This window comes from Flavobacterium daejeonense DSM 17708, from assembly GCF_000425425.1.
Taxonomy (GTDB): domain Bacteria; phylum Bacteroidota; class Bacteroidia; order Flavobacteriales; family Flavobacteriaceae; genus Flavobacterium; species Flavobacterium daejeonense.
The window spans coordinates 18332-32900 of sequence record NZ_AUDK01000005.1; the positions used below are offsets into that span (position 1 = coordinate 18332).

At 36.4% G+C, this 14569-nt stretch carries 16 protein-coding genes; 4 read left to right on the top strand and 12 right to left on the bottom strand.

The window, feature by feature from the left end; all coding sequences use genetic code 11:
• Window positions 1–29 precede the first annotated feature (29 nt).
• From ilvA to H599_RS20880, 3 genes are all read right to left on the bottom strand, one after another.
• Entirely contained in the window at window positions 30–1274 is a 1245-nt protein-coding gene (gene ilvA, locus H599_RS0105765) for a threonine ammonia-lyase IlvA (RefSeq protein ID WP_026713253.1), read from the bottom strand.
• Between the two features lie 189 nt (window positions 1275–1463).
• The gene (locus H599_RS0105770; protein ID WP_026713254.1) at window positions 1464–2003 is read right to left on the bottom strand and encodes a DUF4136 domain-containing protein; all 540 of its coding nucleotides are present in this window, start codon (window positions 2001–2003) and stop codon (window positions 1464–1466) included.
• A gap of 84 nt (window positions 2004–2087) precedes the next feature.
• Complete coding sequence (locus H599_RS20880) at window positions 2088–2264, bottom strand: DUF5522 domain-containing protein (RefSeq protein ID WP_162174250.1); 177 nt, start codon at window positions 2262–2264, stop codon at window positions 2088–2090.
• Between the two features lie 41 nt (window positions 2265–2305).
• On the opposite strand from H599_RS20880, the gene H599_RS0105780 reads away from it, so the two are divergent.
• The 4 genes from H599_RS0105780 (at window position 2306) to hemL (ending at window position 5753) form a co-directional block, all read left to right on the top strand.
• Window positions 2306–2638 carry a hypothetical protein gene (locus H599_RS0105780; RefSeq protein ID WP_026713255.1) on the top strand — a complete coding sequence of 111 codons (333 nt, stop codon included), beginning with the start codon at window positions 2306–2308 and terminating at the stop codon, window positions 2636–2638.
• 85 nt (window positions 2639–2723) lie between these two features.
• Window positions 2724–3620, top strand: coding sequence for a 1-aminocyclopropane-1-carboxylate deaminase/D-cysteine desulfhydrase (locus H599_RS0105785; RefSeq protein WP_026713256.1), 897 nt, complete (start codon window positions 2724–2726; stop codon window positions 3618–3620).
• Complete coding sequence (locus tag H599_RS0105790) at window positions 3613–4446, top strand: glucosaminidase domain-containing protein (protein ID WP_026713257.1); 834 nt, start codon at window positions 3613–3615, stop codon at window positions 4444–4446. The genes H599_RS0105785 and H599_RS0105790 overlap by 8 nt, the downstream gene beginning before the upstream one ends.
• Before the next feature lie 20 nt (window positions 4447–4466).
• Complete coding sequence (gene hemL, locus H599_RS0105795) at window positions 4467–5753, top strand: glutamate-1-semialdehyde 2,1-aminomutase (protein WP_026713258.1); 1287 nt, start codon at window positions 4467–4469, stop codon at window positions 5751–5753.
• 45 nt (window positions 5754–5798) lie between these two features.
• On the opposite strand, the gene H599_RS19270 is transcribed toward hemL, so the two are convergent.
• From H599_RS19270 to ric, 9 genes are all read right to left on the bottom strand, one after another.
• Entirely contained in the window at window positions 5799–6269 is a 471-nt protein-coding gene (locus tag H599_RS19270; RefSeq protein ID WP_051590658.1) for a Spy/CpxP family protein refolding chaperone, read from the bottom strand.
• 135 nt (window positions 6270–6404) lie between these two features.
• The gene (gene nadB, locus H599_RS0105805; RefSeq protein ID WP_026713259.1) at window positions 6405–7943 is read right to left on the bottom strand and encodes an L-aspartate oxidase; all 1539 of its coding nucleotides are present in this window, start codon (window positions 7941–7943) and stop codon (window positions 6405–6407) included.
• Window positions 7943–8887, bottom strand: coding sequence for a quinolinate synthase NadA (gene nadA / locus H599_RS0105810; RefSeq protein ID WP_035141240.1), 945 nt, complete (start codon window positions 8885–8887; stop codon window positions 7943–7945). The genes nadB and nadA overlap by 1 nt, the downstream gene beginning before the upstream one ends.
• 75 nt (window positions 8888–8962) lie before the next feature.
• Window positions 8963–9397 carry an RrF2 family transcriptional regulator gene (locus H599_RS0105815; RefSeq protein ID WP_026713261.1) on the bottom strand — a complete coding sequence of 145 codons (435 nt, stop codon included), beginning with the start codon at window positions 9395–9397 and terminating at the stop codon, window positions 8963–8965.
• A gap of 43 nt (window positions 9398–9440) precedes the next feature.
• Entirely contained in the window at window positions 9441–10610 is a 1170-nt protein-coding gene (locus H599_RS0105820) for a hypothetical protein (protein WP_245600496.1), read from the bottom strand.
• 56 nt (window positions 10611–10666) lie between these two features.
• Window positions 10667–11356, bottom strand: a complete 690-nt coding sequence (locus tag H599_RS0105825; protein WP_026713263.1) for an anaerobic ribonucleoside-triphosphate reductase activating protein — start codon at window positions 11354–11356, stop codon at window positions 10667–10669.
• Window positions 11340–11504 (bottom strand): anaerobic ribonucleoside-triphosphate reductase, encoded by a 165-nt coding sequence (nrdD, locus tag H599_RS20745; protein ID WP_155960748.1) that lies wholly within the window; start codon window positions 11502–11504, stop codon window positions 11340–11342. The genes H599_RS0105825 and nrdD overlap by 17 nt, the downstream gene beginning before the upstream one ends.
• Window positions 11505–11657: 153 nt before the next feature.
• Window positions 11658–13772, bottom strand: a complete 2115-nt coding sequence (locus H599_RS0105835; RefSeq protein ID WP_026713264.1) for a ribonucleoside triphosphate reductase — start codon at window positions 13770–13772, stop codon at window positions 11658–11660.
• Between the two features lie 37 nt (window positions 13773–13809).
• Window positions 13810–14538: an iron-sulfur cluster repair di-iron protein gene (gene ric / locus H599_RS0105840; protein ID WP_026713265.1), complete on the bottom strand. Its 729-nt coding sequence runs from the start codon at window positions 14536–14538 to the stop codon at window positions 13810–13812.
• Window positions 14539–14569 lie beyond the last annotated feature (31 nt).

Below are 14569 nucleotides of genomic sequence, written 5' to 3' on the forward strand. Positions count from 1 at the left end.
TCGAATAATGGATTGCGGAAATATATTTTTTAGCCAATTAGCTGGTTGAATAAATCAAGTTTGTCATTGAGATATTTGTATTCAAAACCCTTGTTATTCATCTTGGTTTTAATAGCTTCAATATCATTTTTATTTTTAAGTTCAAGCCCTACAACGGCCGGACCTGTTTCGCGATTGTTTTTCTTGGTAAACTGGAAATAGGTAATATCGTCGTCCGGGCCTAAAATGTCGTTGACAAATTCTTTTAAAGCGCCGGGACGTTGCGGAAACTGAATCATAAAATAATGCATCAGTCCTTCATAAAGCAAGGAGCGTTCTTTTATTTCGGCGGTGCGTTCAATGTCGTTGTTGCTTCCGCTGACGATACAAACGACGGTTTTGCCTTTAATTTTTTCTTTGTAAAAATCCAAGGCTGCTATGGATAAAGCTCCTGCTGGTTCAACTACCATGGCTTCTTCGTTGTATAAACGCAAAATGCTGGTGCAAACTTTGCCTTCCGGAACCAGAATAATGTCGCTTAGGCTTTTTTTACAAATGTCAAAAGTGAGTTTGCCCACTTGTTTTACGGCTGCTCCGTCAACAAATTTGTCGATATTGTCTAAAACGGTTACTTTGTTATTGGCGATGGAAGTTTGCATCGAAGGTGCGCCTTCAGGTTCTACACCAATGATTTTAGTTTGCGGACTTAAATGTTTAAAAACTTCCGAAAGTCCGGAGGCTAATCCGCCACCACCTATTGGAACAAAGACATAATCAATTGGTTTTTTATAGCTTTCTAAGATTTCGAGTCCTACAGTTCCCTGACCGGCAATTACTTTTTCATCGTCAAAAGGATGAATAAAAGCCATTTTGTTTTTAGTGGATTCTGCTATTGCGGCCGCATAAGCATCATCAAAAGTATCACCCGTAAGGATGATTTCTACATAATTCTCTCCAAAAAGTTTTACTTGTTTTATTTTTTGTTTCGGAGTGGTTTTAGGCATGTAAATTTTGCCTTTTATCTGAAGCAATTTGCAGGAATAAGCCACACCCTGAGCGTGATTTCCGGCGCTGGCGCAAATAACACCCTGTTCCTGTTCTTCGGCAGTAAGGGTGCTTATTTTGTTATAAGCACCTCTGATTTTATAAGAACGAACGGTTTGTAAATCTTCTCTTTTTAATAAAATTGTAGCGTTAAATTCGTTAGAAAGATTTAAATTTTTGGACAAAGGTGTTGCCATTACAACATCCTGTAATTGTTTTTTGGCTTCTTCTATTTGTTGAAATAAACTCATAATTCCGGTATAAAAAAACCTCCTTAACGGAGGTTTGATAAATTGTATTTTTGGTACTGATTTACATAACTCTCCGTCATTATCAGGGAATAATAATGTTAATCGCGATACGGATGTCAATCAATTTTTTCATGTTTTTGAATTGTTTAACAAATATATAAATTTTTGCCTTTAGAATTCAGCTGTTGTTTATTTTGTTTCGGGAGCAGGAGGAAACTGAGCTAAAATTTTAGAAACAAATTCGTTGATTTGTTTTTCTTTTTCTTTTCGGTTTTCGGTTAGGATTCCAATTCCTTGTCCTTCCCAAACGAGTTCTTTTTTCTTAGCATCGATTAAATCGATAAAAAGCGTTCCCTGAGTGGACGAGGAAACATAGGTATTGCCTCCCCAGAAATAAGGATTCCAACCCCATCCCCAGCCGTATCCCCAACCCATGTTAAATTGGTTCACGTCAATTTGTTCTCTTTCTTTAGTGAAAATATTGACTAATAAGTCGGGATTTTCACTTTTACTCATTCCTTTCTGCATTAACGCATTGTCGATGGCGTGTAAAATTCTTTTTTTGTCCAGTTCCGAAATCTGAACACGGTCAATTCCTTTTTTGTGGAAAGCATAGGTTTTGTATTGGCTAAAATCCACGTGGCTGTCGTAATCAGAGTTGACTCTTATCGAGCTACAGGCACTTAGCAGAAAAAGAAATAATAAGGGTATTATTTTGATTGTTTTCATAATGCAATTATTTGATTACTAATGTATAATTAAAATTCAGGTTTTGATTAGAACTTTTAAAAAGGGAAAAGTTTGAAATAAAAGCTATTTTCGTATCCTTCCTGTTTTTTTATCATATCCATAAGGACAATGTCGGCAGCCACTTTTACAGCAATAGCCTCTTTTTAAATGGTATTTTTCGGTAAAACATTTGTAACCTTCGGCGGTGTAATAGAAATCTTCGCCTTCAGTTAATTTATTTTCATTACTTTGTCCTGTCATTCAATAGTATTATTTATACAAATTTATAAATTAAAAGACCAATGTTTTTTGTTGTTAACAAGTATTTAATACCGAAAGGATTCCGCGGGTTGACGGTTTTTCCTTTTGTGTTTTTGAAATTTCGTGTTGATAAAGACAATGCTGTTTTTGTCAATCACGAGCGTATTCATTTACGACAACAAACAGAGTTGTTAATTCTGCCTTTTTTTGTTTGGTATTTTTTAGAATATCTTTTTAACCTTCTGAAATACAACAACAAAAATCATGCCTATCGAAATATTTCTTTCGAAAGAGAAGCTTACAACAATGAAACGGATTTAGAATATCTTAAAAAAAGAAAGCTTTTTGGTTTTTGGAAGTATTTGAATTCATGAAAAGTTAAGCTGCAAAAGGTATTCGTTTAAATTTAGTTCTGTTGAAAAGCATAGCTTAGAAGTTTTACCTTTGTAAAAAAAAGTTTTGAATCAGGAATTACAAATATTATTTCCTAAATCTGTCTCGGTTACAATTAAAAGAGAGGATTTGTTGCACCCAGTAGTTTCCGGAAATAAATTTCGAAAATTAAAATACAATTTACTTCAGGCAAAAGCCGAGAATAAAGAAACGCTGCTCACTTTTGGAGGGGCTTTTTCCAATCATATTGCAGCGGTAGCTTATGCGGCTCAGGAGCAGGGTTTTCGGTCTGTTGGTGTTGTTCGCGGCGATGAATTAAACGAAAAAACAGATAGTAATCCAACCTTGCAATTTGCTAAGGAATGCGGCATGCAATTTGAATTTGTGTCGCGCGAAGCTTATCGCCATAAAACAGAAGCGGCTTTTTTGGAAGAATTAAAAGCAAAATTTGGTGATTTTTATCTCGTTCCCGAAGGAGGGACTAATGCACAGGCGATAAAAGGCTGTCAGGAGATTTTAACGGAAGAAGACGCGAAGTTTGATTATATTTGTTGTGCGGTTGGAACCGGCGGAACGATTTCGGGAATTATTAACAGTACTTTGCCTGATCAAAAAGTTTTAGGGTTTCCGGCCTTGAAAGGCAATTTTTTACAGGATGAAATCCGTATTTTTGCAAAGAATGACAACTGGGAATTAATTAATGATTATCATTTTGGCGGATATGCTAAGATTAATGAAGGATTGGTTCATTTTATCAATCAGTTTTATAAGGATACTAAAATTCCGTTAGATCCGGTTTATACAGGGAAAATGGTTTTTGGTGTTTTGGATTTAATTCAAAAAGATTTTTTTCCGGCGCATTCGAATATTTTGCTCATTCATACCGGCGGATTACAGGGAGTTTTTGGAATGAATGAACGTTTAAAAAATAAACAATTACCAACAATAACAATCGATGTTTAAAAAAAGCCTACTATTATTTATTATCATTACTTTAGTGAGCTGTCACGCTACAAAATCCCCAATTGTAACGACTAAAAAAGCAGTTTCTAAAAACAATACCTATTCTTCAAGAACTAAAAAAAACAGCAAAAGTCGTAACGAAGTCATTGAATCTACTTCCCGAACGGTGGTTACTAATGATATTGTGAGCAATTATGTGTTAGAATACAAAGATATTGCGATGAGTAATATGAAAACTTATGGTATTCCGGCGAGTATTATTTTGGCACAGGGAATTTTAGAATCGGGAGCGGGAAGAGGTGATTTGGCCGTTAGTGCCAATAATCATTTTGGTATCAAATGCCATTCCGACTGGACCGGAGATTCCGTACGACACGATGACGATGCCAGTCAGGAGTGCTTTAGAAAATATGATAAAGTAGCCGAATCTTATCGCGATCATGCCTTGTTTTTGACCGGAAAAGGAAGGTATTCCAGTTTGTTTGAATTGGATAAAGATGATTATCAGGCTTGGGCAAAAGGCTTGCGTAAAGCGGGTTATGCTACAGATCCCAGATATCCTGAAAAATTAATTTCTTATATCGAAAGGTATAATTTGGCACAATATGATGCACAGGTTTTAGGAATTAAATACCGACCGATAGAAAATCAAAATATAAGGTCAATTGCAGTGAGTTCCCGAAATGAATCCTATTATGAGGTTCAAAAAGGCGATACCTTATATTCTATTTCGAAAAAATACAATATGATGGTGGATGATTTGAAACGCAAAAATAAATTGACCGACAATACCCTTTATATTGGTCAAAAATTAAAAGTAAATTAATTACAAGTTGTAAAATAAAAATGTTATACCAAAGAAGTAGTCAGCTATTTGCTGAAGCAGAAAAAGTAATTCCCGGAGGAGTAAATTCGCCGGTACGAGCCTTCAAATCAGTTGGAGGAACCCCAATTTTTGTAAAAGAAGCCAAAGGAGCTTATTTGTATGATGAAGATGGAAACCGATTAATCGATTATATCAATTCCTGGGGGCCAATGATTTTAGGGCATGCTTATGAGCCGGTAGTTCAGGCAGTGACAGCAAGAGCTCAAAAGGGAACTTCTTTTGGAATGCCAACAGAGTTGGAAACCCAAATTGCTAAGTTAGCGGTTTCGATGGTGCCCAATATTGATAAAATTCGTTTTGTAAATTCAGGAACAGAAGCCTGTATGAGTGCGGTGCGATTAGCACGCGGATTTACAAAAAGAGATAAAATAATTAAATTTTCAGGCTGTTATCATGGCCATTCGGATTCTTTTCTGATTCAGGCGGGAAGTGGCGCGATGACTTTTGGAACGCCTAACAGTCCTGGTGTAACTGCCGGAACGGCTAAAGATACATTGTTAGCTAGATACAATGATTTAGAAAATGTGAAGAGCTTAATTGAGGCCAATCCTAATGAAATTGCTGCCATTATTGTGGAACCTGTTGCGGGAAATATGGGTTGTGTGCCTCCGCTAAAAGGATTTTTGGAAGGTTTACGTCAGTTGTGTTCGGAGAATGGAATTTTGTTGATTTTTGATGAGGTAATGACCGGTTTTCGTCTGGCGAAAGGAGGAGCGCAGGAATTACTAAAAATTAATGCCGATATTGTATGTTTTGGAAAAGTAATCGGTGGAGGATTACCTGTTGGTGCTTTTGCAGCTCGTGAAGAAATTATGAACTATTTAGCGCCGCTTGGTCCGGTGTATCAGGCAGGAACTTTGTCGGGAAATCCATTAGCGATGGCCGCGGGTCTGGCAATGTTAGAATCTTTAAATAATGATGCCGCTATTTTTGAACGATTGGAGCAAAAAACAGCTTACTTAGAAGCCGGAATTCATGGTGTGTTGCAGGCTAACAAAATTATTTATACGATTAACAGAGTTGGTTCGATGATTTCGGTACATTTTGATGAAAGTCCGGTAGTAGATTTTCAAAAAGCCGCTAAAGGTGATAATGCGACTTTTAAAAAGTTCTTCCATGGGTTGTTACAGGAAGGGGTTTATATTGCGCCCTCAGCTTATGAAACCTGGTTTATCACAGATGCTTTGACTTATGAAGATTTAGATTTCACAATCAATGCTATCGATAAAGTTTCTAAAACGCTATAATTTTAGACATAAAAAAAGCTTCGGAATTCCGAAGCTTTTTTGTTATTAGTTATCCATGTCACCGCCACCTCTTGGTCCGTTGTCATCCATTCCCATACCACCTTGTCTTTCACTCATTCTTTGCTGCATTCTTTCTCTCATTTTGTCCTGATTGCTTTTCCATTTTGTGAATTGTTCCGGAGTTAAAATAGTTTTCATTTTTTCTTCAGAAGCTTTCATACGATCCTGCATTCCTTTTCTTTGGTCACCTGCTTTTTCTTTGGATTTGTCCTTTTTGTTTTTCATGTCGGCCATCATCGCTTCTCTTTCTTTGGCTTCGTTGGCATACATTTGTTTAAGTTGCTCCTGTTGTTTGGCGTCTAAGTTCAAATCCTTAGTCATTCTTTCTACACGTCTTTCGGCGCGTTGTTCAGGAGTCATGTTTCTCATATCTCCTCTTTGAGATCTTTCTTGTTTTTCCTGGGCAAAAGTTGATACGCTGACAACTAATAATGCGGCAATAATTAATTTTTTCATTTTTCTTGATTTATGTTAAAAGTTATGGATATAAGATAATAAATAAAGAGAAAGGTTTAATTATTGTTAAAAAAAATATTTATTTTTTTTAAATAGTGAATATTGGGCTGTTGTTGGTTTTTAAAATAGCTGTTTTTATTTAAAAGAAGGAGTTTCAAATTTTACAAATCCGCCTTTATTTTCTTTTCGTTCAATGGATTGTATAACAATTAAACTTCCGATGGTAATCATGTTCAGTAATTCAAAATAAGCCGAATTGAGCTGGTGATTTTCGCCTAATTTTTCAATGGCTGATTTCCATTCCAAAAGTTGAATTTTAGCATTTTGCAAATCGGTTTCATATCTGACGATTCCGGCATTTTGTCGCATGAGTTGTTGCAAATTTGCCTTTAAAGTTTTCAGATAGTCAGCGTCAATTTCTGGTTTTTCTATGCTGTGGTATTTCGGAATTGTAAGATTTGGAATTTCTGTTTTTAAAGCAGGATTCGACAAATATTCAAATATTCTGCTGGAATAAACCAATGCTTCCAATAAAGAATTTGATGCCAAACGATTTGCTCCATGCAATCCGGTTTGCGAACATTCGCCGCAGGCAAATAAATTGTTTACCGAAGTTTTTCCATCGGTATTCACGACAATTCCTCCGCAAATATAATGTTGGGCAGGAACAACCGGAATCCAGTCTTTGGTAACATCAATTCCGGCTTTAAGACAATGATTGTAAATCATCGGAAAATGTTGTTTGAACGCTTCAATGTCCAAGTGGGAACAATCTAAATAAACGCAGTCGTCTCCTGATTTTTTTAGTTCCAAATCAATACTTTGGGAAACAATATCTCGTGAAGCCAGCTCTTCCCGGCTGTCATAATCAATCATAAAACGGCGACCGTTTTTAGTGCGAAGATAAGCGCCAAAACCACGAACCGCTTCAGAAATTAGAAACTTAGAACCTGTGGTTGCTTCGTAAAAAGCGGTTGGGTGAAACTGAATAAATTCCATTTCCTTAATGCTTGCATTAGCACGATATGCCATCGCTATTCCGTCTCCGGTAGCAATAGCGGGATTTGTGGTGTGACCGTAAAGAATTCCAATTCCTCCGGTGGCCAGCAAAGTAATATCCGATTGATAGGTGCTTATTTTTTGTGTTTTTTGATCTAAAACATAAGCTCCCAAACAGTAATTTTCGGCTGTAATTAAATCGGTGGCAAAATGATGGTCTAAAACGGTTATGTTGCTTTTTTGGTAAACCTGTCCTAAAATAGCGCGTTCAATTTCGTGACCTGTCTGGTCTTTGTGATGTACCACGCGGTTTTCAGAATGTCCGCCTTCTTTTCCTAAATTCAAATTGCCATCTGAATTTTTGTCAAATTTGGCTCCCCATTCAATCAATTCTTTTAATCGTTTAGGCCCTTCGGTTACCACCATTTTTACTACCGATTCATTGCATAATCCGTCGCCACAAATCAAAGTGTCTTCGATGTGTTTTTGGTACGAATCTTCATTTTTGTCGGTAACAATAGCAATACCACCCTGTGCGTATTTGGTATTGGATTCGTCGGCATTAGCTTTGGTTACAATGGTAACTTTTTTGTCCGGAAATTGTTCCGCAATTCGGAGCGCAAAGGTCAAGCCGGCAACACCCGAGCCTATTATCAGGTAATTGGTATTTGTCATTATTTTGATAATTCAAGCATTCTTTCGATAGGAACTAATGCTTTTTGGATAATGTCTTCGGCTACGTGTACTTCCGGGCTTTCATTTGCTAAACAATCATATACTTTTTGTAAAGTATTCATTTTCATGTAACCACATTCGCTGCAGGCGCACGTATTATCCTCTTTTGCCGGAGCAGGAATTAATATTTTGTTAGGAACTTCTTCCTGCATTTTGTGTAAAATACCAAATTCAGTTGCTACAATAAATTTGTTGTTCGGATTGGTTTTTACATATTCAATCATTCCGGAAGTAGAGCCAATATAACTGGCAGTTTCCAAAATATGTGTTTCAGATTCCGGGTGAGCGATGATTTGAGCATCGGGATGTTGTTTGTATAAGGCAATTAGTTTGTCCAATGAAAAAGCTTCGTGAACCACACAGGAACCATCCCAAAGAAGCATTTCTCTTCCGGTTTTGCTCATTACATACTTTCCAAGGTTTTTATCCGGAGCAAAAATTATTGGTTGGTCTTTTGGAATTGATTCTACAATTTTAACGGCATTAGCTGATGTAACCACAATATCCGTCAGTGCTTTTACTTCGGCAGAGCAGTTTACATAAGTAATCACGGTGTGATCAGGATGTTGATCAATGAAATTTTTAAATAAATCCGGCGGACAAGATTCTGCCAAAGAACAACCTGCATTCAAATCTGGCAGGATTACTTTTTTAGAAGGATTTAAAATTTTTGCTGTTTCGGCCATAAAATGAACTCCCGCAAAAAGAATAATATCAGCATCTACTTTTGTGGCTTCCTGTGATAATCCTAAGCTGTCTCCTACATAATCAGCGATATCCTGAATGTCATTTTCCTGGTAATAATGTGCCAGAATTACGGCATTTTTTGCTTTTTTTAATTTTAATATACGCTCTTTTAAATCTTTTATTTTTTCTGTGTCCATTTTGTTAATTACAAGTATTTGAAAGTAATACTCTTGTTTTTATTGGTGTTGTTTTTTTTATAAAAACGAATTTGATTAATATCTTAAAAAAGTATCTCCTGATTTAATTCCTGAAGCGAGTTCTTCTAAATTAGTGTTTTCTAGCATAGCAGCCAGTTCGTTTCTGATGAATTTAAATTTATCGTGAACCGGACAAGGATGTTCTTCCGAACAATGACTCAGTCCAAGACCACAACCTGTAAAAACCTGATTGCCTTCTAATGCTGTCACAATTTGAGATAATTTTATCTGACTCATTGTTTCTTTTGGAATTTCAAATCCGCCACCTACGCCTTTAATCGAATGAATAATGTTGTTTTTGGAAAGGATTTGCAAAATTTTAGCCGTAAAAGCTTCCGGAGAATCTATTTTTTTGGCAATGTCTTTCAGCCCAACACGGTTGTTCTGAAAAGATTCTGATGCAATGAAAATAGTTGCCCTGATTCCGTATTCACAAGTTTTAGAGAACATATTTAATTTTTTACAAATTTATTGAAATAAGTTCATTATTGAACTATAATTTTTGAGGTTGAATTGCTTTGAAATTTAACAAAATACCGGAAATTAGTGTTGATAGTCCTAATGGTAAAAAAATACTGGCGGTAAAAAGATTTTCTGTATATCCGGGAAGCTGTCCTTTGTTGAAAAAAAAGCAGCTGCCTTGTAGAAATAAAAGTAATTCGGTGCCTGTAAAACCTATTAAAAACAATAAGATTCCTAATTTGACGCGTTTCTTTTGTCCGTTTAGAAATGTATTTTGCAGCACAAATCCCAATAAAAAACCACTAATGATTCCGAGCATTGTTAAATGTATGTAGCCAATTACAAAATTCCGAATCTGATGTGAAATTTGGGCTAATTCCGGGATTAAAACCACTAATTGAATAACGATTTTTAAAAATAATGAAGTTAAGGCAAAACCATAAACGAGTTTTTCAACAGCTTTTAAAGCAGAAAAGAAAGTTTCAAAATAGGGTCTAATTATTTGGATAAAAAGAATAAAAGAAATCAGTTGCAATAGCACTCCCAGACTGTTTATCCAATGGAAAATCGGATAAGGAAGATACCAACTTACCGGCAAAGCCAAGGTTAAAACAGTAGCCGAAACCAGAAAATTATAAAATCGCTGGAATATTTTTTTGTCGATATCTGCATTCAAATGTTTGAGAAATAACGCTAAAATGGCAAATAAAAACCAGCCGTTAAACTGAAAATGCAGGAAAAACTGAATGGCAATCTGATAAAAAGCACTGGCTTTTCCTAAGAGTCCCACAGCAGGACCCAAACACCAAACGCCTAAAGTGGATAGCAACATAAAAAATAATGCGGTTCTCAAAAGTTGTTTTTCAGGTAGCGAATTGGTTTTGGCATCTTTCCAGACTAACCGACAGAAATAGTAACTGCAAAAAATATGCAGCGTAGAAAAAACAATAGAAAATAAAGCGTAACCTTCCACAGGAAAGCGAAACGTCATACCGATAACAGCAATTTCGGTTAGCCAGAATAATCGGTTGTAAACGGGTTTTTGCTGTGCTGTTTTTGGAATAAAAAAATGAACAATCAAACTGTAAATCATCAGATAAACCCAGCCTAACATGGCTACATGGGAATGACCGTGCAATAAAAACTGATAATTGATACTTTCAATAGGGAATACATACAGCAATCGAAGCACTAATCCCATGCTGGCTGCAATGAAAAAATTAATAAAACAGATTAAGAGCCAATGGTTTCGCATAATTATCCTCTAATAGAAATTTTTATTTTTGAAGTGGAAAGTTTTTCTGCGTTTAATATTTTAAGTGAATGACCTAAATTTTCTAAGGTTTTTACGCCGTTTACAAAATACTGAAGGTAATAATTTCCCGAATATTTTTTGTTTTCCAAATAAGCAATCATCTGTTGAATATCTTTTTCAGGAATCAATTCCGAATGAACAGTGGTGCGCACTTCAAAAGGAAATTGGTTTTCCAAAAGTAAATCTAAAGAATTTTCAAATTGTGGAAAAAGAACCGATTGGGTTATTTTTTCAAAATGCTCCGGCAGGGCTTTAAAATCCAAAGCGACATAGTCAATCAATTGTTTTTCAATCAGCTTTTTTAAGAACATTGGTCTGGAACCGTTAGTGTCAATTTTTACCAGGAAGCCCATTTTTTTGACTTCAATAATGAGGTCTGCGATGTTTTTGTGTAACAAACATTCGCCTCCGCTAAAAACAACAGCATCGAGTAAATTTTTACGGGAATGAAGAAAAGCGAGTGTTTTTTCGAAAGAAATACTTCCTTTTCCAAGAACAATTTCGGGATTGTAACAATAAAGACAACGCATATTACAGCCTGCAAACCAAAGAATACAGGCTGATTGATGCGCATAATCTAATAATGTAAAAGGCGTTATGCTGTAAATAGGCGTACTAACATTTTCCTTCATTGAAATGAGTGCGTTGTTTGTGTTCTCCTTTTTTTCCAATGTTGAAGCTTTCTACAGGTCGGTGATAGCCCATTACTCGGGTGTACACTAGGCATTTGGTTCTTAAATGCTGTTTTTCTTCTAAAATAGGGTTCGTTGCTGTTTTCATATTTTTCTAGATTTAAAATTGTTTAAAAGTTAGAGCCACCCCGTCCGTTGGGCATCCCTCCAAAGGAGGGGAACTTGAGTGCTTTCCCCTCCTTTGGAGGGGTGCCTGAAAGGTGGGGTGGATTTTTATAAAATTGATTTAAATCTGAGAGATTTAAAAATCTTTACACTTCAATAAATTTGTTTCTTCAGCAATAATAATTTCATCACATTTCGGGCAATATTCATGCTCGCCGTTCAAATAACCATGAACCGGACAAACACTAAATACCGGTGTCACGGTGATGTAAGGCAGCTTAAAATTCGATAAAACCTTTTTTACAAATTGTTTACAGGCTTCGGGCGAACTGATTTTTTCACTCATATACAAATGCAAAACCGTCCCTCCGGTGTATTTGCATTGTAATTCATCCTGTAAAAACAAAGCTTCGAATGGATCTTCGGTATGGTTTACCGGAATTTGGGAACTGTTGGTGTAATAAATATTTTCTTCCTGTCCCGCCTGATAAATATCGGCAAAACGTTTCTTGTCTTCTTTGGCAAAACGATAGGTGGTTCCTTCGGCTGGAGTGGCTTCCAGATTGTATAAATTGCCGGTTTGTTCCTGAAATTCTTTCATTCGGTTGCGAATATGATCCAGAATTTCAGCAGCCAATGCAATTCCTGTGTTGGACGTTATCGTATCCTGATTATTGGTAAAATTGACAATCATTTCGTTGATTCCGTTTACGCCAATCGTAGAAAAATGGTTCCTGAAATGTTTCAGATAACGCTTGGTGTAAGGATACAAACCACGGTCGTACATTTCCTGAATAAAGATTCTTTTTTTCTCCAAAGTCGATTTTGAAATGTATAATAATCGGTCTAATTGTTCGAATAATTCGGTTTTGTTTCCTTTGTACAAATAGCCCAAACGCGCCATGTTGATGGTTACCACACCAATACTTCCCGTCATTTCGGCACTACCAAAAAGACCGTTTCCGCGTTTTAACAATTCGCGTAAATCTAATTGCAAACGACAACACATGGAACGAACGGCATTGGGTTTATAAGCATTTGGATTTTCTGATTTATTTCCGTTTTCATCCAAAACATATTGGCTTCCGATGAAATTCTGAAAATAAGAAGACCCAATTTTAGCTGTATTTTCGAAAAGTAAATCGGTATTTTCTCCGTTCCAGTCAAATTCTTCGGTGATATTTACCGTTGGAATCGGGAAGGTAAAAGGCTGTCCATTGGCATCGCCTTCGGTCATTACGGTGTAATAAGCTTTGTTGATGAGGTTCATTTCGGCTTGAAAATGCTCGTAACGTAAATCGGTTAATTTAGTTACGCCTCGCTCTTTGGCTCTGACCAAAAGATCATAATTAAAGTTGCCTTCAAAAAAGTGTAAATCATTTTTCGTCGGAATTTGTGTTTTCAAATCTTCAGGAATCACCCAATCCAAAGTGATGTTGGTAAAAGGCGATTGTCCCCAACGCGCCGGAACATTCAGGTTGTAAACAAAACTGCGAACCGCTTTCAGAACATCATCAAAAGAGAGATTGTCTTTGAAAACATAAGGCGCCAAATAAGTATCGAAAGAACTGAAAGCCTGAGCACCTGCCCATTCGCTTTGCAAAATCCCAAGAAAATTAGCCATTTGTCCCAGCGCTTCCCTGAAATGCGACGGTGCTTTGCTTTCCACACGACCGCGAACTCCGTTAAAACCTTCATTTAGTAAGACACGCAAACTCCAGCCGGCACAATAGCCGGTCAGGCAATCCAAATCATGAATGTGAATAGCTCCGTTGCGGTGCGCATAACCTTCTTCTTTACTGTAAACTTTGTCCAGCCAATAGTTGGCAATGATTTTTCCCGCCACATTATTGACCAAACCGGCATTGGAGTAGGAGGTGTTAGCATTGGCATTAATACGCCAATCGGTTTGTTCAATGTATTCTTCGATGGTTTGGGTGCTGTCCACATAAGTGGTATCTTCATTAAAACCATCAATATGCTCGCGTTGCAGTTTTCGGGTATGGCGAAAAAGCATAAACGAACGCATAACATCAAAATGCTTTTTTTCAAAAAGATTTTTCTCGATTAAATCCTGAATTTCTTCTACCGCCCAGGTTTCTTTAGACTCTAAGTCCCGGATAACATTTTCAAAAATGTTTTCATCAATTGCCATGGAAACACTCAGGAAACTTTTTTCGATGGCATCTTTTATTTTAAAAGGTTCAAAAGGCTTGTATTGGCCGTTTCTTTTGATAACATATTTTTCCATAGCATTTGATGATTTTAGTTTATATGGTTTGTTTTTATTATTGTGCTGAGAATTTTTTTTCTAATTCGACTGCTTTTGGAAATAAAATATTGTTTTCCAGATGAATGTGTTTGTGTAAATCTTCTTCAAATTCCTGTAGCATCGCAAAAGTTACTTTGTAAGTATTGCAGGCATCTGCCGGCGGCGTATAATTATTGGTTAAAGAAGCAATTTTTCTAAAGCGTTCACCTTCGGCATCATGTTCGTGCATCATCATAGCAATAGGGTTTTCAACAGTTCCAAAATGAGGTTGCATAATTTGTTCATGACTCAGGGTTGCCTGCACCATTTTTTTGATAAAAGGGAATAAAATCAGTTCTTCTTTTTTCATGTGTTGCGCCAGTTCGCCAGCGCAGCCAATGAACAATTCGTTGATGGCGAATAATTCAGGGTGAGATGCGCCGTGTACTCTGCACAATTTGTCTAAAAAAGGAAGTAAGATTTGTGTTTTTTCTTCCACATAACGGTGATGGGTTTTCTCGATATAGTCGGCTAATAAATCCAGAGGCCAGGATTGAAAATCGATGTTGTTATCATTTTTAGTGTTTAAAACCGCATTGATTTCATTTAAAATAGTTTCTGAATCATGTCCTTTTTTGTCACAGGCTTCTTCGATTGTTCGGTTTCCTTTGCAGCAAAAATCGATACCGTATTTTGAAAAAATGGCTGCTGTTCTGAAATCTTTTGCTACATATTCTCCGATTGTTGTTTTTTCTAATGTTTCCATAATTGTTGTTTTTAATTTTTAAATCTCTGTT